Source organism: Paenibacillus sp. EKM301P (assembly GCF_011800295.1).
In the GTDB taxonomy this organism is placed as follows: Bacteria; Bacillota; Bacilli; order Paenibacillales; family Paenibacillaceae; genus Paenibacillus; species Paenibacillus polymyxa.
This window is the reverse complement of the sequence record NZ_JAALFM010000003.1, coordinates 363935-386201: the sequence shown is the minus strand read 5'-3', so window position 1 is coordinate 386201 and position 22267 is coordinate 363935. Positions and strand designations below refer to the sequence as shown.

Below are 22267 nucleotides of genomic sequence, written 5' to 3'. Positions count from 1 at the left end.
TATAATTAATGTATTTATGAATTACATAGCTGTAGGGAAGACGATATAATCTATAATTAGGTATATATTATAAATTATGGTTGACGGTTTGCATTTGTGGAGGTACGTTATATATGAATAAAACAGTTATGTTTGTTGTGAGCTGTTTATGAAAAAGGAGGGTATTATGAAAATCAGGTTGCTCGTATGCCTTGTGTTTTTATTTAGCGTTGCTACTGTACACTCGAATTCGACATCAGCCCAAGCTCAGACCCCTATACACCTGAAGGTAAATGATCATTACATTTTATACACCTATCCTGCCTCACCTTTTGTGGATGCGAAGGGCAGACTGCTTATACCGCTCCAAGCGGCTGAAGATATACTGGGAGGCAAAGTAACTTATAATGCAGCGAACAAAACGGCTTCTGTTGATTTGCTAGGCCGTAATGTAACGACTACGATCGGTTCACCCGAAATATCGGTTAACGGTGAGCCGTTGACAATGGACACAGTCCCCATCATGAAAAGCAACGCGATGTTTTTACCAGTTTCCATTTTGTTGAAAGATACAGATGCGCAGATGGAGTGGGATTCGAAGCGCGGTTTATTGAAGCTAAGACATGATAGCTTTACGGAAAGTCCAATTCTTATGAGGTTCAAGGGACAAGACTTGGCCCAAGTCATTGATGCAAATGCATTTGATCTTACTTCCTTTGACTGGGATCAAAAGCAGGGCGTATTGAATATTCATGCTACGTATAAGAGTGACTTATCGCCCGTTTTCAAGAAAATTGACTTCAATCCTATGATTGTGTATAGCAAAGGGACCTATAGTGTAGATCCTTATTCTAAACCCGGTTCATTTCACAAAGTCAAAATAACCAGCGCAGGTCATTTGGTTTATACAAAAAATATCGGTACAACTAATGCGGATAGTGATTATATAAAATACATTACTTCTGTAGGCAGGCTGATTCAATAATTGGATATAGGATGTTTGTACATCATCAAAAAAGCGACAAAGGCTATAAAGCCTTTATCGCTTTTTTTGAAGCATGAGTCTTAGAAGGAAATAATTTGGCTGCTGTTGCCCTTATTGCGAATGTACCCCTCGACTCTGTCAATGTTCTCTCTATTTTTTAGCTGATCGATTACGCCGTCAGTTAGGTTGCTTCTTTGATTACTGGTGAGTTTGTTGTTCCAATCATCAGAATTTACATACACATCAACGGTTGCTTTACTGCTGTCGCCTCTTACAGTGAAATCAAAACCAACACCGGCGTAGTTACCGTATCTGTCACTCAAAGAACGTTGGATACTGCTAGTATCCAGAGAAGAAGCTACCTTTTTAATCGTTACATCGCCTCTGCTATTGGTTGAAAAGGTTGCCAATTTATCCCTATTACTGGAGTTCTTCACTGTGCCGTCAATATCGGCATCTTTGTACTCTTTCAATATGTCCTTAACGATGTCCTCCAGGTAGCTTTCCTTTCTGCTGTCGGACAGGTCATCCCATCTAGACTTGGTCATTTCGATGGTCACGTCAATATCGCTTTTGTTACCATCCAGCGTGATATCCGAGTTCGTGTTGTAGGAATCACTGTAATCCTTGTTCAATTGCTTTTGAAGATCTTTCAAGGTGCTTGAGCTATTTTTGCTCGCATCATCTTTCAGCGTCTGATTGTCTTTTTGCAACTGAGCAATGGTAGCGTCTTTCGTCGTGTTCGCTGCTTTGGCTGTGTTCAGTTCTTGAGTCAGCGTCGTAATCTGGTTGTTCAGTGCTGTAACCGTAGACTGATCAATAGGAACGCCGTTATCAGCAATGACTACGCGTTTGTTTGTGCCATCCCATGTTACTTTTTTATCCAAAGCTGTACCTGCCAGCTTCAGCGGGATATACGTCACGCCATCCAGCAGAAATGGTTCTGTTTTAGCATCTGAGGCAACCTCGGTTCCGTTATAGATAATTTTAATATTGTTATATACTGCTTGGATCGGCTTAGTTACTTGTGCAGCATATGTAGATTGGCTGAACAGAGCCCCGGAGATGGCCAAGGCCGACACGGCAGTGATGATGACAGGTTTCTTCATGGACTTTAATGATTTCATTCGTTGGTCTACCCCTTTATTTAAGAATTATAGCTTGATACATAGACTAGAGTAACATTAATACATACAAAATCCAACAGGTTGGAAGGGTTGTTATTGGTTGTGCTTATATTAGTTAGACGCAAAAGCGACTGTAAAAGTTGCCCTGTTTGCGTAAATATTTTTCCAAAAGTAACCGAACAAAATAAAACAAGTCCGCTGTACAAGACAGCAAGACTTGTTTGGAGTACAGTACGTTAGGGTATCAAAAGTTGGACTATTTGTGATCCTTCAGTTTGCCTGCTGTTTCCTGAAGGTGACCTTTGGCTTTATCCAATTTACCCTCAGCTTGAAGGGACTTATTATCCGTGGCGTTCCCGATTTGGTCCTTGATTTCACCTTTAGCTTTATTTACATTACCTTTGATTTTATCGCTAATTCCGTTATCCTTCATGGTATAGCCCTCCTCATATAATCAAACTTTCATTCAGCATGCTGTAGTTAGTCATTACCCGAGCGAGGGTAATACGAAACGTGAGGCTGTAGTTCACAGACAGGGGCATAATGTTGGGGACGGGGTCAACTAGATCGTGAAATAAGGGGTGAGCGTATGCTCAAAATTTTATTGTTTATTCTCGTTATTCAACTTATTTATGTATCGGCCTACACACTGCGCATGATTTTGACGCTGAAAGGACAGAAGTACATTGCTGCACTCATCAGCACCGTGGAAGTTACAGTTTATGTGTTGGGCTTGAATGTCGTGCTTAAGTATCTGGATCAAGTGGCAAGTCTTGCGGTATACGCTATAGGCTACGCAGTGGGGATTCTTATTGGAGCGTGGATTGAGGAAAAAATAGCGCTCGGTTATGTCACCGTGAAGGTGATCAGCAATGAGATCAATGGAGGAATTGCCAATGCGCTGCGAGACAAGGGGTATGGCGTTACAGCCTGGCTGGGCAGTGGACGTGATGGAGAACGCCTCGTAATGGAGATTTTGGCCAAGCGTAAAAACCAGAATAAGCTGTATCAGTCTATCCTGGAGCTGGATCCCAAGGCTTTTGTCATTACGGTGGAGCCAAAGCAATTTCATGGTGGTTTCTGGACCAAGGCTATCCGCAAATAAGAATTTTGGTAAAATACGCATATTTTCCGTAGATTGGAGCATATTAATACCCGCACAGGACGGAATTAACAGTATGCCGACAGGGGGATGTTCCCCTATAACAACCAAGGGGGGATATAGATGTACAGACGCCAGGCCCCGGAAATCATTCCAGAGGAAAATACGGCTATTTGGTCGTGTACCAACGAGGGTTGCAACGGATGGATGAGAACGGATTTTACCTTTTTGAGCGAGCCGGCTTGTCCACTTTGCCAAGCCACGATGGGACAGGAAATGCGAATGCTGCCGATTCTCAATCGGACGGGCAATTCCTTTGTCGCCCAGCGCTCTTAATTGAGGGGTAAGCCCATGATTACGCTACAAAGTTTATAAACGTCAAAGGCCGCTCCAGCGACATGCTGAGCGGCTTTTGGTTGTGGAATATTCACGGATCATGACCTCTCAAGGGGCTGCACGGAATCACGATATACAATGTGACCCTGTACGAGGACTCGACCAAAACGACTGTCGGGATGGCTTATTTTTTTCATTATTGAATCCACCGCCGTACGTGCCATTTGCTCAATGTCTACTCCGACCGTGGTCAGTTGCGGAACAATAAGCGTGGCGTATACATCGTTATCAAAGCCGACCACAGAGCAGTCCTCGGGTACGCGGTATCCCAGACCAATCAGCTGGTGCACCAGATTGTGAGCGACCTGATCGCAGTTGCATACAAAGGCGGTCGGTAGTGGCTGAGGCAGATCCATTTCAACATAGGACCCTTCGTCGTCCCGGTCGCTGAGTACCCACTCGTTACGGAGGGGCAACCTGTGCTCCAGCAAGGATTTATAGTAGCCGAGGAAACGGTCCTGAATACTGCTGGTGGAATAGATATTTCCCACATAAGCAATATCCCGGTGTCCCTGGGCGATCAAATAATTGGTTAGCTCGTAGGCTCCGTAAAAATTATCCGTCACCACAGAGTCGATATCGGCATGCTCATCATAAAAGTCGAGAAACATTTTAGGTTGGTCCATGGTTTGTACCAGCTCAATATATGGCTTGCTCACTTGGCCCAGAAGAATGAAGCCGTCCACCTTACGGTCGTAATAGATACGTGGCAGATTAAGCTGCTCCTCGTCCTCGCGATGAAGGATGTGAAGGATACCGTAGTAGCCGTATGGCTCCAGTGCCCGTGAAATTTGCTGGTAAATATGCAAATAAAACGATTGGCCAGGACCGGTAAAACGTTCAGGGATGACAACACCAATGTTATAGGTGAGTCCCTCCTTCATGGACTTGGCAACGGTATTGAAACGATAACCCATTTCGACCGCGAGCGTTTTAATACGTTCTTTTAGCTCCTCGCTAACCCCATCCTTGTCATTGAGCGCCTTCGACACGGTCACGCTGCTTATTCCCAGCTTATCTGCAATATCCCGCATCGTTACGTTGCTCTTCATTCCTGTTCCGCCTTCCAGTTTTAAAAAGATAAGCATTTTGCCTACATCCAGATAACGGTTGCAAAATGCTGGGGTGAATATGAATAGCTTATCCGCTTGTAGAAATTCAATTAGCTTAGCGGTGCAGCTGCTCTGTACAGCTACAAGGATTGGCAGCATAGCTGCCCATAGAACAACGATTAGCCTGCGGGTAACAGTTGTTCTATGGATAGTATACATGGTTCCGCAAGCATGATAAAGCTTACGGCTTAGATCCGCTGGGAAGGACGGTTGCTTGCTTGCAATATCGCTTCATTGCGATGGATCAGTTCACGGCGGACAGCGGCGCTGCCGAGAGAACGCAATGGATCGGACGGTGTATTGAAAGTATAGTCCTCCAGACGGGCAATCGTGGTCGTCGCCACGTGGATACGGGTATCACTGGACGCATAGTATATGAAGACTTCATCCCGTTCATTAACGACTGCTCCATTGCAGAAAATAACATTCGAAACATCACCCACGCGTTCCTCATCATAAGGAGCCAGAAAATGCCCACCGGGCTTGGCGATGACGCGCGTAGGGTCTTCCAGACTGGTGGCAAAGGTATACAGCACATATCGCAGCCCGGCGGCTGTATTGCGTACCCCGTGAGCGATATGAATCCAGCCTCGACTCGTTTTGATCGGAGCAGGACCTTGGCCGTTCTTAACTTCGTATACCGTATGATAGTAGCGCTCGTCAATGACTGTCTCATGTTCAATCACGGGCTGTGTAATATCTTTGCAGAGACCGAACGCGATGCCTCCGCCTGATCCGGTCGAAATAAACCCATCTTGGGGACGAGTATAGAAGGCATATTGGCCGTCCACAAATTCGGGGTGCAGGACAACGTTACGTTGCTGCGGGGACTGGGTAGTGATGTTGGGGAGCCGGGTCCATGTGCGGAGATCACGAGTGCGGACCAGTCCAGCCTGAGCGACAGCGCTGGAGGTATCGTGGGATGGCGCGTCAGGGTCCTTTTTCTCCGAGCAATAAATACCGTAAATCCAGCCGTCCTCATGCTTCACCAGCCGCATATCATACATATTGGTTTCTTCTGGGTCGATATCATCCCATACTAAGGGAGCGTCAACGAATCGAAACTGATCAATGCCGTTATCGCTCTCTGCTAAGGCAAAAAACGACTTTCGGTCCAATCCCTCGGTGCGCGAAACAAGAATGTATTTTCCTTCATGATAGATCGCTCCAGGATTCAGTGCTGCATTGACGCCCAGTCGTTCCATGAAAAAGGGATTGGTTTGTGCATCCAGATCAAACCGCCAGTGAATGGGAACATGATGGCGTGTGAGCACCGGATAGAGGTAGCGTTCATAGATACCATTGTAAAAGGAGGTTTTAACCTCATTGGGGCGCGTAATCAGTTCTTCTTGCTGCGCTAGCAGCTCATCGTATTTGTTATGAATCATTGTTTATCCATCCTTTCCAGCATTTCAATGCAAAATCGGCTGTTATGATATGGGCACTTCCAAGGGCCTGCAATCTCTCTCGCGTCAGGCTTACCGTCCGCTTGAACCGACCAGAACCATTCGCCTCCGGTGCGCGGATCGATGATATACTGCCGGGTATAGGTCCATAGATTTCGCACAATTTTCAAAAATCGTTCATCCTGTGTCCGCTGAAACGCATTGTAAAAACCAACCATTGCCTCGGCCTGTACCCACCAGATACGTGAAGTGTCTACCCGCTCTCCCTCCCGCTCGTTGATGAGCGATCCGTCTGGCTGAACAGCCCGCTCAGCTACCGCGCTGGCAATATCCACCACCATATTCACATACTCGGATGGATGATAACCCAGCACATTCATGGCGTCCTCCATCAACCAGCTGGCTTCGATATCGTGACCATATGAGGTCAAATCAAGCAGAGAGTGCCATTCGCGGTCGAAGAATACTCCCAACCGCCGGGCGGAAGCATCGTAAACACGCTGGTATAAAATGTCCAGCACGTTCTTCAGTGCGTCCCGAACCTCTTCGTTTGGGTAGGCGCGCAGCAATTGGGTATACGCTTCCAAAACATGAATATGCGTATTCATGGTAATATGCGCGGTAACTCCATTTTCGCTGAGTAGCTCATTAGGCTGCTCGTTCCACGATCGATCATATTGTTCTCCGTATGCTTGGAGAGCAGGATCATACCCTTTTTGCTCCACGAGGTGAAACAGTTTCATTGCCAGTGGCAATGCATTTGGGTCACCCGTAGCTCGTGCATATTCTGCCAACGCATAGATGGCAAATGCCTGCGCATATACGTGCTTGCACGTATCCACAGGTTGCCCGGTGTAGTCCACCATCCAGTACATTCCTCCATGTAATGGGTCAAGCAGGTGATCTCGCAGGAATATGAAAGCATGTCGTGCCGCATCTGCATAGGCACGTTCCCCTGTTACACGGGCTGCTGCTGAGAAAGACCAGAGTAACCGCGCAGTGGCGATGCCACCTTTGTCCGCTTGTTTATGGATGTGCAGATCCGCGTCTACCTCGCCATAAAATCCGCCATGCGCTTCATCTTTCAAGCCTAGCCAGAATGGGAGTATATGTTCCTTCCATTCCTGTCTAATTTCGTGTACTAGTGTTTCCAAGAGACAAAGCCTCCTTCGGAAAATGAATTATTAGCTTATCGTTAACCTTACAAAAGGTATCTTATCTATGTATTTATAAACTGTCAACTATACTTAATTTGTGTTTCTGCATAACATTCGGGTGTTGTTATTACAAAAAAATATTGTAATTGACACGGTAAGCGCTAACATAATAAAATGATTTTGTTAGTTTAACGATAACCTTATTAAAAACAACAGGAGGGGTCGTCTCATGAAGTTGTCCAAGGTTTTAATGTCATTACTATCCGTGCTTTTGTTAGCGGGACTGTTTACTGGCTGTACCTCAAAGAAGGATGCGCCAGCTACCAGCTCTGATCCGAAGGGACCGGAAGGGGAAATTACGGTGATCACACAGCGGACAGATATTGTGGATACCGTATTTCAGGATTACGCCAAGGAATTTAACAAAATTTATCCGAACGTGAAGGTCAATTTTCAGGCATTGGCCGATTATGATGGTCAAATTAAAATTCGGATGGGGACTCGGGATTACGGAGATGTTTTGCTAATTCCTGGAAGCATTCCAATTGAAGAGCTACCCAATTTTTTCGAGCCTCTAGGTACTTATGAAGAGATGAAAAACAAGTATACCGGCATTGAAGAACGTACAGTGGATGGTAACAGCTATGGTATTCCGATTGCGATGGTTTACTCGGGTGTGATTTATAACAAAAAGGTGTTCAAGGAAGCAGGAATCACACAAATTCCTAAAACACCGGATCAATTCCTGAAAGCGTTACAGAAAATTAAGGACAAAACCAAGGCAGTGCCGCTGTTTACGAACTATGCCTCTGGTTGGGCACTGACTCAGTGGGAGTCTAGCCTGGCAACAGTAGCGGGTACGAAGGAATACGTGAATGTCACACAACCGAATTCAGATGACAATTTCACGAAGGGTCAGCCTCACTATGAGCTGTACAAAGTCCTGTACGATGCGGCTAAAAATGGCCTGATTGAAAAAGATCCAACGACTACCGATTGGGAGACTTCCAAGGCGGATCTTGCGCAAGGCAAAATCGGTACGATGGTGCTTGGCTCTTGGGCGATTGATCAGATCAAAAGCGTAGCTTCTAACAAGGATGATATCGGTTTTATGCCTTTCCCGACGAATGCCTCCAAGGTACTTGTACCGCTAGCAGGTGACTTTAACCTCGCTATTAACGTAAACAGTGAAAATAAAGAGGCGGCCCGTGCCTGGGTGGACTGGTTTACCGAAAAATCCAACTATGCCGTAGAGCAGGCAGGCAGCATTAGTCCGCTGAAGGGTGCCGAAATGCCTGCCATTTTGAAGCAGTATGAGAATGAGGGAGTTGTTTTTGAAGCGCTCACTCCGTCACCGAAGGGGCAGGAAGGAATTGTCGATAAAATCGACAAAATGGGAGAAATCGGCTTGTGGCAACCTGATTTCAAGAAACGAATTATTGAGGCAGCGGTGGGTAACCGCCCGGAATCGTATGACACCATTATGAAGGATCTGAACGATGCATGGGTGAAGGCGCGTGCTGAAGTGGCAGCCAAGGAAGCAAAATAGCCATCTGAACTGACCATAAGTAGAGATTGAAGTGGCAGTTGATGGACGGATAGCCAGGAGGTGCAGCATGTTTAAATTTTCGAATCTCAGCTACTCCAAACAAAGATTAGCGATTATTGTTGCCTTTTCATTTATTCCGCTGGCGCTGCTGGTCACTTTTGCGTACTTGCCGGTGATCAATATGTTTAAATACAGCTTTTCGGACTGGAATGGTTATAGTAAGCGTCTGGAATATGTGGGCTTTGAAAACTATATCAAAATCTTTACCGACCCCGAGTATTTCTCGGTGTTTAAGGTCAGTTTGTATTACTTTGTAGCTACGTTTGTACAGATGGGTTTGGCCCTTTATTTTGCAACCATTCTCAGCTTTCAGACCTGGTTTAAAAATTTCTTTAAAGGCATTTTGTTCTTTCCCTCCCTGATGAACGGGGTGGCGATTGGTTTTATTTTTCTATTCTTTTTTAAGCCAGACGGTACCCTTGATACACTGCTTCAGGCAATGGGATTGGGTTCGTATGTCAAGCTGTGGCTGGGCAACCCGGAGATTATTAATATTTCGCTGGCTGGTACGTCGATCTGGAGATACATGGGCTTTAACTTTATTGTGTTTCTAGGTGCGATTTCTTCCATATCCAGTGATCTGTACGAAGCAGCCGATATCGACGGAGCCAACCGCTGGCATCAGTTCCGCTCTATCATTTTGCCGACTATTAAGCGAATTTTGCAGCTGAATCTGATCTTGGCAATTAGTGGCGCGATCAGTGCATTCGATATTCCTTACATTATGACTGGTGGCTCCAACGGCAGTAAGACGTTCGTCATTCAGACGATTGATGTGGCATTTAAATACAGCAAGGTTGGTTTAGCCTCAGCGATGGCGGTTGTTCTGCTACTGATCGTAGTTGCTGTTACACTGCTTCAGCGGTTGCTGATTCGGGGGGAGGAGGACTAATCATGTATAAGCTAAAAAGATTACTGGCAAACACCATCAAGTATGGTGCGCTATTGCTAGGTGCGTTCATTGCTCTACTGCCAATTGTTGTGATTTTGTTTGCATCTTTGAAGACGAAGGCTGAATATGCGGCAACCAGTCCTCTGACTCCCCCGGTGAACTGGCTGAACTGGGCGAACTACGCCAAGGCCTTTGTGGATGGAAATATGCTAACCGGATTTTTGAACACAGCCTTTATTTTGCTGATCTCTATCATCGGGGCCACGTTGACTGGTTCCATGATCGCGTATATTTTGAATCGCTTTAAATTTAAAGGTAAAAGTCTCATGCTGGGTGCGTTCTTGCTCGCCACGCTCATTCCGGGGGTGACGACACAGGTATCGACATTCCAGATCATTAACAAGCTGGAACTGTTTAACACACCTTGGGCAGCCATTTTACTGTATTTGGGAACCGATATTATCGCGGTGTATATTTTCCTTCAGTTTCTGGATTCCATCGCGGTGGCGCTGGATGAGTCTGCCATGCTGGATGGGGCCTCCTATCTAACCATCTACTGGCGCATTATTTTGCCGCTGCTGAAGCCTGCCATTGTGACGGTAATCATCATCAAGGGTGTTAATATTTACAACGATTTTTACACTCCGTTCCTGTATATGCCCAAAACAAGCCTTCAGGTGATATCGACGGCACTGTTTAAGTTTAAAGGGCCATACGGTTCGCAATGGGAAGTCATTAGCGCAGGCATCATCATTGCGATTATTCCGACGCTGGTTGCATTTTTATCATTACAAAAATATATCTATAACGGATTTGCACAGGGTTCAGTGAAATAGAAAAAAATAAAATGAAGTGTCTAGGTGAGAGGAGAGTTAAGTATGAGTAAATTGAATGTGGATTTGGATGTAGGTAACGTACGAATTGTAGGAGACAGCTTGTCGAAAATGCCTTGGCAGGATAAGCCGGAAGGCAGTGAGGCTCCAGTATGGAGGCATACTGAGAATCCGGTCATTGGACGAAATCCGGTGCCTGGCATTGCCCGTATTTTCAACAGTGCTGTAGCTCCGTATGAAGGACGGTTTGTAGGGATATTCCGTGCTGAAACGATTAATGGACGCCCGCATTTGCATCTCGGCTGGAGTGACGACGGGTTGGCTTGGGACATTGAGACAGAGCGTCTGCATATGGTCGATGAGGAAGGAAATGAATATCAGCCTAATTATGCTTACGATCCGCGTCTGGTTCGAGTGGAAGACACGTATTATATCATCTGGTGTACAGATTTCTATGGTGCAGCGCTGGGAATTGCACAAACGAAGGATTTCAAAAGCTTTGTGCGCTTGGAAAATCCGTTCTTGCCGTTTAATCGCAATGGAGTGCTGTTGCCTCGTAAGCTAAATGGAAACTTTATGTTGCTATCCCGTCCGAGCGACAGTGGTCATACTCCGTTTGGTGATATTTTCCTGAGCGAAAGTCCTGACTTGGTGTATTGGGGCAAGCATCGTCATGTAATGAGCAAGGGTGGTCAGGGCTGGTGGCAATCGGTGAAGATTGGTGGCGGACCAGCACCGATTGAGACGACAGAGGGCTGGCTGATGTTCTATCACGGGGTGACAGGCACATGCAATGGACTGGTATACAGCATGGGTGTAGCTGTTCTTGATCTGGATGATCCTTCCAAAGTCAAATATCGTTCCTCCAACTTCGTGTTGACCCCAGAGGAATGGTACGAAGAGCGGGGATTTGTGCCAAATGTGGTGTTCCCGTGTGCTACACTGCATGATGCGGACACCGGAAGAATTGCGATTTATTATGGAGCCGCTGATACGTATGTAGGTATCGCATACACGACAGTATCTGACATTATAAAGTATGTCATCGCGACGGATGAAGTAGTCGCAGATGATCGTGAGTCAGGCCGGATGTAGGAGGAATTTTACATGCCGGAGGATATGTCTTTACAGCAGCTACAGTCATACATGGGAAGTAATCCAAAGCCGCAGGATTTTGATATGTACTGGGAACGGGCGCTACAGGAGCTGGAACGACAGCCACTGGAATATACACTTGAGCCTGCCGAATTTGTCTCTCCGCTGGTGGAGTGTTACCATCTGTATTTTACTGGAGTGGGCGGAGCGAGGGTTCATGGGAAGCTGGCTCGTCCCAAGCATCTTACGGAACAAGGTCCAGCCTTGGCTATGTTTCATGGGTATTCCTGCGACAGTGGCGACTGGTTCGACAAGGTGAGCTATGCGGCACACGGATTCACTGTGCTGGCCATGGACTGCCGAGGGCAAGGCGGGCTGTCTGAGGACAATTTGCAGGTTCAGGGAACGACGGTTCGAGGTCATATTATCCGCGGAATTGACGACCCGGACCCGGATCGGTTGTACTACCGCAACGTATTTTTGGATACGGTGCAGACGGTGCGCATTCTAATGTCTATGGAGCAGGTTGACCCTGAACGGATCGGTGCATTTGGCTGCTCCCAAGGCGGGGCACTAACGGTTGCTTGCGCTGCATTGGAGCCGCGTGTCCGTGTGGCGGTACCGGTATATCCGTTCCTGTCGGACTATAAAAGAGCTTGGGCGCTGGATGCAACGACATCGGCCTATGAGGAACTGGTTTATTATTTTCGCTGGTTTGATCCCAATCATGTACGTGAGAGCGAAGTGTTTCACCGCTTAGGCTACATCGACATTCAACATTTAGCAGACCGTATTCGAGGACGGGTGCTATTCGTGACAGGGCTATCGGATGTGATTTGCCCACCTTCCACACAGTTTGCGGTGTACAATAAAATCGTATCGGACAAGGAATTGCTTGTGTATCACGAATACGGTCATGAGTATTTACCCTATCTGTCAGATCGTGCCATGAGCGAATTTTTGCGGCTGTAGGGGTTGAACTTAACCAGAGGCTCCTTTATAGTAATAGCTATAACCTTCGTGAAGCGTAATAAATGAATGCCCCATTTGTATAACCTCAATAATATGGTTTGAGGGTCTCTACCAGGAACCGATAAATCCTGATTACAAAAAGTGTACGTCTTGTACATTTCTTGTGGTCAGGATTTTTTTGCGTGATGCGAGGGATTTACATGACAGCAAAGGAGCTAATGTAATGAACTTCAAAGTAGTTATTTTAACCATTGCGACCTTTACGGTAGGTCTGGTGGAGTTGATTATCGGTGGCGTGCTGCCCCAGATTGCACAGGATTTGAACGTCTCTGTAAGCACGGCAGGACAGCTTATCATGATCTATGCGCTCGTGTACGCTATTGCCGGGCCGACTTTGTTGGCGTTGACCGCCAAAATCGAACGAAAGCGACTGTATTTGTGGTCGATGTTTATCTTTATTCTGGGAAGTCTGCTGGCTTTCTGGAGTCCGAACTATGCTGTGTTGTTTATATCTCGTATCATTACTGCTGCCAGTGGATCATTGATCGTGACATTGTCACTAACCATTGCAGTCAAAGTAGTGTCCAAAGCTTATCAAGCCCGCGTTCTCGGCGTTATCTCCATGGGGGTAAGTTCTTCCATCGTGCTAGGCATTCCAGCTGGGGTGCTGATTGGAAATGCGTTTGGCTGGCGGGTGCTATTCCTGATCATTGCCTTGTTGACCGTAGTTTCTATGATCATTATGCACTTGTTTATGGAGCGGATTCCAACAGAGCATGTTGTGCCTATGCGTGAGCAGTTGAAGTCCTTGAAAAATGTTAAAGTAATCAGCGCCCATCTGGTAACAACGCTGACACTGGCGGGACACTACACGTTGTATGCTTATTTCACACCGTTTTTGGAAAACCTGATGGGCTTGAACGCCTCGTGGGTGAGTGTAGCCTATTTTGTCTTTGGGCTGGCGGCAGTGAGTGGAGGTTTTATTGGCGGCTCTTTGGCAGACCGATTCGGCACAGCGAAAAGCATTCTCATCGTCGTGGGTGTGTTTATTGCCGTGATGTTCCTGCTGCCGTTCTCGATTCACTCGGTGTATATGTTTGCGCCGCTTCTGATCATCTGGGGGATCCTGAGCTGGGCCTTGTCGCCCCCGATGCAAAGTTATCTTATTGAAAATGCACCCGAATCGGGTAGTATTCAGCAAAGCTTTAATTTCTCCGCACTCCAGGTCGGAATCGCTCTCGGTTCTGCCTTGGGAGGGGTAGTGATTGAGAATAGCGAATCTGTTGCCACGAATGCTTGGGTAGGCGGGGCATTTGTGATTGTTGCCTTTATCTGCGGCGTATTTTCCATTACAAGAGCGGGGACATCGCAGACAGTCAGAGGACACCACTCTGTTTCTTAGGTGGGAGGTCATTGTCCTCTTTTATAAAACGAGAAAACATGTTATACTACTTCCAATTATGAAGAAGGAGGTGAGGTAGGTGAATCACGAGATGCTGAACAACCGTATTAGCCAGCTGCCGATTGCTATGGCTGGCATTGTTCATGCTTTTCCATACAACGGGAGAAGTCTGTCCAATTTTAATCATACGGTTGTAAACATCGCGAGAAGACGCCTACCTTAACTCCAACGGATTGCTATATCTTCCGAAGAGTCGCGGGGTTGCTCCTGCGGCTCTTTTTGTGTTACCTGGGTAAGGGTCTTCCTAAATAAAGGAGAGCCTGAACATGTATATTGTAAACGGTCAACAATTGAAAAAATACCACGCTGCCAATCTGATTTTAGATGGAGCAACGTTTGATATCCATAAGGGAGAAAAGGTGGGGCTTATCGGTCGCAACGGAAGCGGCAAAACCACCCTATTACGCCTAATTGCACGTTTGTCCCGCCCAGATGAAGGGCAGCTCGTCATCGCCAAAGATACGAGAATCGGCTACTTGCCGCAAATCCCGGCAGAGTTTGAAAGCTTCACCGTATACGAAACGCTGGCTTACGCCTATCGTGAACTGAAGGATTGCCGCAATCAGATGGCCACACTGGAACGGGAAATGTCAGATCCGGTTGTGGCAGCGAATCCCGAGCTGTTAGAGAAGCTGTTGCAAACGTATGCTTCTCTACAGGAGCGGTTTGAGCGTAACGGCGGCTATGAAATGGATGCCAGTATGGATCAGATAGCGGATGGGCTAGGTATTCCCAAAGCTATGTATACGCGCAACTTCGGGTCACTTTCAGGAGGAGAAAAAACCAAAATAGCGCTGGCATCACAGCTCATTGGACGACCAGATCTGCTGTTGCTGGATGAGCCGACCAACCATTTGGATTTGAAAGGATTGGAATGGCTGGAGCAATTTTTGCAGGGCTACGCAGGTGCGTGTGTGGTTGTATCCCATGATCGCTATTTTCTGGATCGAGTTGCCGGCAAGATGATCGAACTGGAGGATGGCGAGGCCTTTACGTACTATACGAATTACAGCGGCTACGTTAAGGAGAAGGAAGAACGTCTGCTGCTGCAATTTGAGGATTATAAGGAGCAGCAAAAGCGGATCAAAAAGATGAGAGAGACCATTCGCCGTTTGGAAGAGTGGGGACGCAATGGCGATAATGAAAAGTTTTTCAAAAAAGCAGCCTCAATCCGCAAGGCGCTGGAACGAATGGAGCTGGTGAAGCGACCTGTACTGGACCCTCAAGGTGCGGAGTTTCACCTAAAGTTGGAGGATCGTTCCGGTCGCAGGGTGCTTCAATTCGAGGACATCACCAAAGCCTATGGAGAACGTCAAATATTAAACGGGGCAACAGGCAGCCTGGAATTTGGTGAAAAGGTAGCCTTGCTAGGCGATAACGGTGCAGGCAAAACGACGCTGCTCAAGCTGTTGCTTGGTCAGGAAAGCGTAGATGCAGGCACGGTCCAATGGGGCGCACGCGTCGAGTACGGATATTTGGCGCAGCAAGAGAGAGAACGGGATAGCCGGGCGACGGTGCTTGCTTACTTCAAGGAGGAAGCAGGGCTGGAAGAAGGCGAAGCACGCGGGCAGCTGGCGAAGTATTTATTTTATGGTGCGGATGTGTTTAAACCTGTGAGTATGCTGTCCGGTGGGGAGTGGTCTCGCCTGCGGCTGGCGTTGCTGGTTATGAAAAAGCCGAATTTACTGGTGCTGGATGAGCCGACCAACCATCTGGACATCGATTCCCGTGAGGCCTTGGAAGAAGCGCTGGGCACCTACACGGGAACGGTGCTAGCCATTTCCCATGACCGCTACTTTGTGAACAAGCTGGCTGGGCGCGTGTGGGAGCTGGAGAACGGGAAGTTGTCCTTTTATCTGGGCGGCTTCGATGAATACCGCGCGAAGAAGCGGGAGCTGGAAAACGCCCACTCGCAACACGGAGCGGATGCAGGAGTACGCTCGGCATCTGCAGGTAGAGCCGCATCTGGTGGCGGCTCAGGCTCGGGTCTAGCTACGCCTGCCGGTGCAGCGAGCAATGATGCGGGAACGGCTGCGCGGACACGAGCGACCACCGGAGCCGATGCGAGCTGTGCTTGCTCTGGGGCGGCAGGTCACTTGGGGGCGTCCGATGTCCGGAGTGGGGCACGCGGAGCAAAGTCCGCGAAGCCGTCCCGCCCACCCGCTGTGTCCCGCGAGCGGTTGGAGCGGGCGATTGCCGCCAAGGAAGCAGCATTGGCGGCGACAGATGCCGAGCTGGAACTGCTCGGCACAAGCAGCGACACAGCGCGCATGGCGGAGCTGTGGGACGTGCGTGAGCGACTGCAAGCGGAGCTGGACACGTTGCTCGGCGAGTGGGTTGAACTGGAGTAGGCAACAGGCTGGTTGCTGAAGATAGGCAACGTATATTTGCATAAAGAATAGCCCTGAGGTAGCGCGTCTGCCGAAGGGCTATTTTTGTATGGTAAAGACATTATCGCCAAATTAATAACCATCTATTATATTAAATGACATTTATAAATTATTTATATTTTATTTTACATATAAAGCGAACCTTTTACATTTCGCAACATGTGGTATTTTTTAAACTGTATGGTTAATGTGGATCATTGTTAACTGAAGTTTGTGTCGTCAATAGAAATCTTATATATCCAATGCCCGCGTTGAAACTATTTTACGATTCGTTATGAATGGGGGAAATAGTATGTCGGACTCCTTGCTGGAGGTCAGCCAGGTGACGAAAAAAATGGGAAAAAGGTATTTGTTAGATCGTGTCTCCTTTAAGCTTCAAAAAGGAAAGATATATGGATTTATTGGGCCTAATGGGGCCGGTAAAACTACAATGATGCGAATCATGACCGGATTAATGCAGCCAACCAGCGGTTCTGTAAAGATAGCTTCATATGATGTGCACACTGATCGGGAAAAGGCGTTATGCAAGGTAGGGGCCATTGTTGAATCTCCAGTCTTTTTTGATTACATGACAGGTAGGCAGGTTTTGCGCAACTTGTCACGGCTACATTCTGAAATTGCGCCCTCAGATCGGGAGATACATATCGAAGAGTTGCTTACAAAGGTGAGGCTGGAAAAGCGGGGGGATGACAAGGTGAAAACCTACTCGCTGGGAATGAAGCAAAGACTAGGTATTGCGCAGTCCATGCTGGGCGCTCCTGAGCTTCTGCTGCTGGATGAACCGTCCAACGGTCTTGATCCCATGGGGATGAGAGAGCTGAGAGATATTGTGCTTCAGCTGCGTGATTCTGCGAATTATGCCTTTTTTATCTCCAGTCATCTACTGGATGAATTGCAACAGATGTGCGATGAACTCATTGTAATTAAAGAGGGTAGGCTAGTTTGGCAGGGGCCCGCTGATCAGCTGATAAAGGAAGGCCAACGTCTGGAGGATGCCTTTATGGGATTAATGGGACTATGAAGTTATTAGTATACAGCGAGTTCGAGAGATTATGGAGACGAAAGTGGTTCTGGCTCATGGTATTATGTACACCAATGCTAGCCTGTTCGACAGGAGTATATTTCTTGCGCACGATGAAGATTCCTGTAGAGGTATTATCCCTAAACTTTGTCGTTACGGGTCTGCGTGAGAATTTGTTTTTAGCATGTAATATAGCTGTGGCTGTTTTAGCGGCTGCTGTATACACAGAGGAATTTCGAAGCGGGCAACTGCGCTTGTTGTTTATGCGCCGATTTACCCGCGGTCAGATTTTCTGGGGTAAGTTGTTGGTTTTGAATACTTCTATCTTGCTTCTTCTCATGGCATTTGCAGTATCCTCGCAGGTGATCGTTGAAGTATGGACTCTTTCATATGATATAAGTGATGCGGGACTGTCTGGATCTCAGGGACTACAGATGCTTGAATACTATGGTTGGGCACTTGCCTCATTATTGGCAATAAGCTCCTTTTACTGCTTTGTCGCGATGTACAGTAAGAGTGTAACGTATGCAATCGGTTTTTGTATGGTATACAATCTGGGCTCACTGTTGTTTGATTCATTGTATTTAAAATTGGCCGCTTTGGTTTCTCATATCCCCTACTTATACAATGTGATTGCATTTATGATTGTTCCATATATGCAGCATACAGGACTAGATAGGTCCTTAATGGGGAATTTGTCTGTGAATGGAGCGATTATCACCGTTGTTAGTCTATATCTTATCTTTTTTACTTGGGGGGCTTACCGCCGGTTTGTGACCGATGATTATCTGTATTAGGGGGATTTCCTCGTGCTAGGAATATGGCGAAGTGAAATGTTACGAATTTGGAATCGCAAATCCAGTCTTTTATTATATATAGCCTATATATTAATCGTGATCGCAATTATATGGAGCCATAAAGTAACGGGTACGAAGGTCTTACGTTTTGGTGAAGGAACTGTGGTCGTAAATAATCTCAATCTGCCGTGGCTGATGATGAGTGAGGTTGCTTTATTTCTCATTACAGCAATCCTGCCCATTCTGTATGTGGACCAATTAAGCGGGGATCTCTATTCTGGAGCCTATAGGCTATATGTGTTACGACCGTATCGACGTTTTCAGTTTTGGCTTGCCAAGTTGCTAGCACTATCAGCCATAACGGTCATTTTTATGGGGACAAGCTTGCTTATAGGTGTAATCGCTGGATGGTTGTTTTTTCCGCACAGCTCTACTTTTTTTAAATATGGGTCATCCGTTGCCTCTTTCCGGTCGGACGCTATACCCTACATACTTGGGTTTTATTTGGTATTAACGCTGGTTTGTCTGGTAAAGCTCATGTTGAGTAGCGTTGTGTGTTTGTTTGTGTCACGGCCGTTATTTGCTTATATAGTGATTCTTATCTTATCCGTATTTCTCTTCGAGTTGTTTAGGCCACTCATTATGTTAATGGACCCATTTCGAGAAATATTGCTTGCTCTAAGGATTGACAACTCATTTGAATTTTGGATGTGTGCAGGAGGAATGATTATAGCCTGCATGATTATTAGTTTTACACGATGGCAAAAGAAGATTGTTTAGAAATAAGTTTGTAACCCGAACATTATAAAAGCGAAAGGGATCCACGCGACCGTTTGAAGGTTAGCTGGATCTTTTTTTAATACGAACGGTGTTGGACTTCGGGAAGGCGTTTGCCTCTACGGTATCGTTTCTTTTTCGTCAGGGACGGGTATTAATTGTCTAGTATCGCATAGATTGACATAGGGGAAAAGGAGGTATGAGCATGTGGAATGGGGCCAAAAAGCTGTCTGCACTAGCGGCGATCCTGCTGCTAACGATCGTTGTAAGCGCATGCAATAAGGGCGACGCTTCAGGCAAGGTGCAAATTGAGTTTTTCCAAAATAAGCCGGAGGCTAAGGGTTCATTCGATAAGCTGATCGCTCAATTCAATCAGGAGCATCCCGGTATTGAAGTGACACAGGTCAACCCGCCAGAGGCAGAAACGGTGCTATTGACACGGGTTGTCAAAAACGATGTACCTGACATTGTGGGGCTTGGGGCCACAGATACCTACTCCATTTTGGCGCAAAGCGGTATTTTTACGGATCTGGCAAATACAGAATTACCACGTACGGTGGACCCGATTTACCTAAAAATGCTTAAGGATGTGACCGGGGTCGATCCTGTGTATGGAATTCCTTATGCTGCGAATGCGAATGGTGTGATGTATAACAAGACGCTTTTTAAGGAAATGGGATTACAGGTGCCCAAAACATGGGATGACCTGATTGCAACGGCGCAAAAAATCAAGGCCGCTGGCAAGATCCCATTCTATTTTACATATAAAGATGATTGGCAGACGAACCTCCCTTTTAATGCACTGGGTCCGAATTTGGTGGGCATTGATTTTTTCCTGCAACGGCGTGAGAATCAGGTCACCTTTCAGGACAAGTACCGCGAGGTTGCGGAAAAGCAGCTGGAGCTGCTGAAATACGGACATAATGATAATTTTGGCAAAAACTATGCTGACGGGAACCGTGCTTTCGCTAACGGGCAGGGACTGATGTACATTCAGGGCTCGTGGGCCATATCTGAAATCCGCAAAGCTAACCCGAAAGTGGAACTCGGATTTTTCCCGTTTCCCACAGGGAATGACGCAAAAGCGGTCAAGCTAGTGTCTGGGATAGATACGCTATTAGCTGTTTCGGAAAGCACCCCGCATAAAAAGGAAGCTGAAGAGTTCATTGCCTTCCTGTTGAAGCCAGAGAACAGCAAGCAATACATTACGGAACAAACGTTGTTTTCAGCGGTGAAGGGAGTCACACAGGATGACCCGAGTGTGGCAGAGCTGCTGCCGTATTTTAAATCAGGCCGTGTCATTGATTTTGCCGATCATTATATTCCCAAAGCAGTCCAATTGAATTCTATTGTGCAGGCTTTCCTGCAAAATGGAGATATCGACGCCTATCTAGCCAAGCTCGACCGTGAGTGGAATAAGGTAGCTAACCGCCGATAGGGGAGGAGGATGAGACATGAATAAGCGACTGACGACTTTTTACTGGATGACGGTGCCGGCGGTGCTATTGTTTTTTGTATTTTTGACCTTACCTGCCTTGCAGGGTTTTTATTATTCGCTTACCAATTGGAACGGATTCGGGCATCAGTATCACTTTGTCGGATTTAAGAACTATATTAATTTGTTTCAGGACGACAATGTGGGCAATGCTTACTGGTTTACTTTCAAATTTGCGATTGTGGTTACCATTGCGATTAATATTCTCAGCTTGTTGATTGCCATGGGGCTGAACGCTAAAATACGTTTTCGTAATTTCTTTCGAGGAATTTATTTTTTGCCTAATATTTTGAGTGTATTAATTGTAGGTTACATATTTAATTACCTGTTCTCGAACGTGTTTACGATTTGGGGACAAAATCTGGGCATCAGTTCACTATCGACCAACATCCTGGGTAGCGAGCAGTTGGCTTGGGTGGGAGTGGTCATTGTAGCCGTATGGCAGGGCATTGCCTTTAATACAATTCTCTATCTGGCAGGGCTGCAAACAATTCCGACCAGTCTGTATGAGGCATCCAACCTGGACGGTGCAGGTAAATGGCGTGAATTCTGGAGCATTACCTTTCCGTTGATTGCTCCATTTTTTACGATCAATATGGTATTGGCGATGAAAAATTCCCTAATGGTATTCGATCAGATCGTGGCCTTGACGAACGGCGGACCGGGACGGGCCACGCAGTCGATTTCTCATCTGATATACACCGGAGGCTTTAGAGGAGGAGAATTTGCCTATCAGTCAGCTAACTCTGTGATTTACTTTATTGTGATCGCGATCATTTCCATCTTACAGCTGCGATTCCTCCAGAGAAGGGAGATGGATAACTGATGAAAACAAGCAGACGTACCAACTGGCCTGTGCTGATTCTGGTAGCGTTGGGGACAATATTTATCCTGTTTCCCCTCTATATGACGGTGACGATTGCACTCAAAAATCCCGAGCAGATGGCGCATTCCGCCTTTGCCTTTCCGACGGAGCTGCATTGGGAAAATTTTAGTCGTGCAGTGGAAATGACCCATTTTTTCAGTGCTTTTCAGAATAGTGTGATGGTGACAACATCGACGGTCATACTCACTTTGTTCACCAACTCGATGGTTGCTTATGCCATTGCTCGCAATATGCAGCGGCGTTTTTTCAAAGGATTATATTTTTACTTTGTCAGCGCCATGTTTATTCCGTTCCCGATCATCATGCTGCCGATTGTAAAGCTGGCCTCGGGGCTGCATATGACCAATCTGTTGGGCCTCATTGTGCTGCATACGGTGTATGGCTTGGCGTTTAATGTCTTCGTGTATGTCGGTTATATTCGTTCGATTCCAGTGGCATTGGAAGAGGCAGCCACGGTAGATGGTGCGACGACATGGGGGACATTTTGGCGTATTATATTTCCGCTGATGGCGCCGATAAGTGCTACAGTGGGGATTCTCACTTGTTTGTCCACATATAATGACTTTTTGCTGCCGCTCATTATTATCAGCGATGCGGAGCAATATACATTGCCGCTCGTCCAGTATGTGTTCCAGGGACAGTTCAATACTGACTTTAATCTGGCCTTTGCCTCGTACTTGATGGCCTTGCTGCCGATGATTATTGTCTATCTGATTGCACAAAAATGGATTATTAATGGTGTTACGCAAGGTTCTGTAAAATAAGATGAGAATA

General features: G+C 46.5%; 22 protein-coding genes and 1 riboswitch. Of the genes, 17 read left to right on the top strand and 5 right to left on the bottom strand.

The window, feature by feature from the left end; genetic code table 11:
• Positions 1-166: 166 nt before the first annotated feature.
• On the top strand, positions 167-964 hold the full coding sequence (locus HFD99_RS09970; protein ID WP_025366125.1) for a copper amine oxidase N-terminal domain-containing protein: 798 nt from the start codon (positions 167-169) through the stop codon (positions 962-964).
• 80 nt (positions 965-1044) lie between these two features.
• On the opposite strand, the gene HFD99_RS09965 is transcribed toward HFD99_RS09970, so the two are convergent.
• Together HFD99_RS09965 and HFD99_RS09960 are read right to left on the bottom strand one after the other, a co-directional pair.
• On the bottom strand, positions 1045-2091 hold the full coding sequence (locus HFD99_RS09965; RefSeq protein WP_123797779.1) for a stalk domain-containing protein: 1047 nt from the start codon (positions 2089-2091) through the stop codon (positions 1045-1047).
• Positions 2092-2347: 256 nt separating this feature from the next.
• Positions 2348-2524 carry a CsbD family protein gene (locus HFD99_RS09960; RefSeq protein ID WP_013373642.1) on the bottom strand — a complete coding sequence of 59 codons (177 nt, stop codon included), beginning with the start codon at positions 2522-2524 and terminating at the stop codon, positions 2348-2350.
• Positions 2525-2680: 156 nt separating this feature from the next.
• On the opposite strand from HFD99_RS09960, the gene HFD99_RS09955 reads away from it, so the two are divergent.
• Together HFD99_RS09955 and HFD99_RS09950 are read left to right on the top strand one after the other, a co-directional pair.
• Entirely contained in the window at positions 2681-3196 is a 516-nt protein-coding gene (locus HFD99_RS09955) for a DUF2179 domain-containing protein (RefSeq protein WP_013373641.1), read from the top strand.
• 120 nt (positions 3197-3316) lie between these two features.
• A complete protein-coding gene (locus HFD99_RS09950; protein WP_016822696.1) occupies positions 3317-3529 on the top strand; it encodes a cold-shock protein in 213 nt (70 codons plus the stop codon).
• Between the two features lie 98 nt (positions 3530-3627).
• On the opposite strand, the gene HFD99_RS09945 is transcribed toward HFD99_RS09950, so the two are convergent.
• The 3 genes from HFD99_RS09945 to HFD99_RS09935 all read right to left on the bottom strand — a co-directional run bounded on the left by HFD99_RS09945 (position 3628) and on the right by HFD99_RS09935 (position 7261).
• A complete protein-coding gene (locus tag HFD99_RS09945) occupies positions 3628-4641 on the bottom strand; it encodes a substrate-binding domain-containing protein (RefSeq protein ID WP_167440904.1) in 1014 nt (337 codons plus the stop codon).
• Between the two features lie 248 nt (positions 4642-4889).
• Complete coding sequence (locus HFD99_RS09940; RefSeq protein ID WP_123797778.1) at positions 4890-6089, bottom strand: glycoside hydrolase family 130 protein; 1200 nt, start codon at positions 6087-6089, stop codon at positions 4890-4892.
• On the bottom strand, positions 6086-7261 hold the full coding sequence (locus tag HFD99_RS09935) for an AGE family epimerase/isomerase (RefSeq protein WP_017426154.1): 1176 nt from the start codon (positions 7259-7261) through the stop codon (positions 6086-6088). Before HFD99_RS09935 ends, HFD99_RS09940 begins: the two co-directional genes overlap by 4 nt.
• Before the next feature lie 232 nt (positions 7262-7493).
• Between HFD99_RS09935 and HFD99_RS09930 the strand changes: the two genes are divergently transcribed.
• The 14 genes from HFD99_RS09930 to HFD99_RS09865 all read left to right on the top strand — a co-directional run bounded on the left by HFD99_RS09930 (position 7494) and on the right by HFD99_RS09865 (position 22257).
• Positions 7494-8813: an ABC transporter substrate-binding protein gene (locus tag HFD99_RS09930; protein WP_123797777.1), complete on the top strand. Its 1320-nt coding sequence runs from the start codon at positions 7494-7496 to the stop codon at positions 8811-8813.
• A 67-nt stretch (positions 8814-8880) separates the two neighbouring features.
• A complete protein-coding gene (locus HFD99_RS09925) occupies positions 8881-9765 on the top strand; it encodes a carbohydrate ABC transporter permease (RefSeq protein ID WP_016822701.1) in 885 nt (294 codons plus the stop codon).
• A gap of 2 nt (positions 9766-9767) precedes the next feature.
• Entirely contained in the window at positions 9768-10601 is an 834-nt protein-coding gene (locus tag HFD99_RS09920) for a carbohydrate ABC transporter permease (RefSeq protein WP_016822702.1), read from the top strand.
• A 42-nt stretch (positions 10602-10643) separates the two neighbouring features.
• Positions 10644-11693: a glycoside hydrolase family 130 protein gene (locus HFD99_RS09915; protein ID WP_045244715.1), complete on the top strand. Its 1050-nt coding sequence runs from the start codon at positions 10644-10646 to the stop codon at positions 11691-11693.
• A 12-nt stretch (positions 11694-11705) separates the two neighbouring features.
• Positions 11706-12665 carry an acetylxylan esterase gene (locus HFD99_RS09910; protein WP_017426155.1) on the top strand — a complete coding sequence of 320 codons (960 nt, stop codon included), beginning with the start codon at positions 11706-11708 and terminating at the stop codon, positions 12663-12665.
• 55 nt (positions 12666-12720) lie between these two features.
• Positions 12721-12820: riboswitch (purine riboswitch) on the top strand.
• 68 nt (positions 12821-12888) lie between these two features.
• The gene (locus HFD99_RS09905; RefSeq protein WP_123797775.1) at positions 12889-14067 is read left to right on the top strand and encodes an MFS transporter; all 1179 of its coding nucleotides are present in this window, start codon (positions 12889-12891) and stop codon (positions 14065-14067) included.
• A gap of 79 nt (positions 14068-14146) precedes the next feature.
• Positions 14147-14290: an RAxF-45 family protein gene (locus HFD99_RS09900; protein ID WP_016822706.1), complete on the top strand. Its 144-nt coding sequence runs from the start codon at positions 14147-14149 to the stop codon at positions 14288-14290.
• A 103-nt stretch (positions 14291-14393) separates the two neighbouring features.
• Complete coding sequence (abc-f, locus tag HFD99_RS09895; RefSeq protein WP_123797774.1) at positions 14394-16478, top strand: ribosomal protection-like ABC-F family protein; 2085 nt, start codon at positions 14394-14396, stop codon at positions 16476-16478.
• 331 nt (positions 16479-16809) lie between these two features.
• Positions 16810-17538 carry an ABC transporter ATP-binding protein gene (locus HFD99_RS09890; RefSeq protein ID WP_017426158.1) on the top strand — a complete coding sequence of 243 codons (729 nt, stop codon included), beginning with the start codon at positions 16810-16812 and terminating at the stop codon, positions 17536-17538.
• Entirely contained in the window at positions 17535-18335 is an 801-nt protein-coding gene (locus HFD99_RS09885; protein ID WP_026065365.1) for an ABC transporter permease, read from the top strand. The genes HFD99_RS09890 and HFD99_RS09885 overlap by 4 nt, the downstream gene beginning before the upstream one ends.
• A 12-nt stretch (positions 18336-18347) precedes the next feature.
• The gene (locus HFD99_RS09880; RefSeq protein WP_038978169.1) at positions 18348-19115 is read left to right on the top strand and encodes an ABC transporter permease; all 768 of its coding nucleotides are present in this window, start codon (positions 18348-18350) and stop codon (positions 19113-19115) included.
• A 202-nt stretch (positions 19116-19317) separates the two neighbouring features.
• On the top strand, positions 19318-20550 hold the full coding sequence (locus tag HFD99_RS09875) for an ABC transporter substrate-binding protein (RefSeq protein WP_025366109.1): 1233 nt from the start codon (positions 19318-19320) through the stop codon (positions 20548-20550).
• 16 nt (positions 20551-20566) lie between these two features.
• Positions 20567-21433, top strand: coding sequence for a carbohydrate ABC transporter permease (locus HFD99_RS09870; protein ID WP_016822711.1), 867 nt, complete (start codon positions 20567-20569; stop codon positions 21431-21433).
• Entirely contained in the window at positions 21433-22257 is an 825-nt protein-coding gene (locus tag HFD99_RS09865) for a carbohydrate ABC transporter permease (protein WP_017426161.1), read from the top strand. Before HFD99_RS09870 ends, HFD99_RS09865 begins: the two co-directional genes overlap by 1 nt.
• Positions 22258-22267 lie beyond the last annotated feature (10 nt).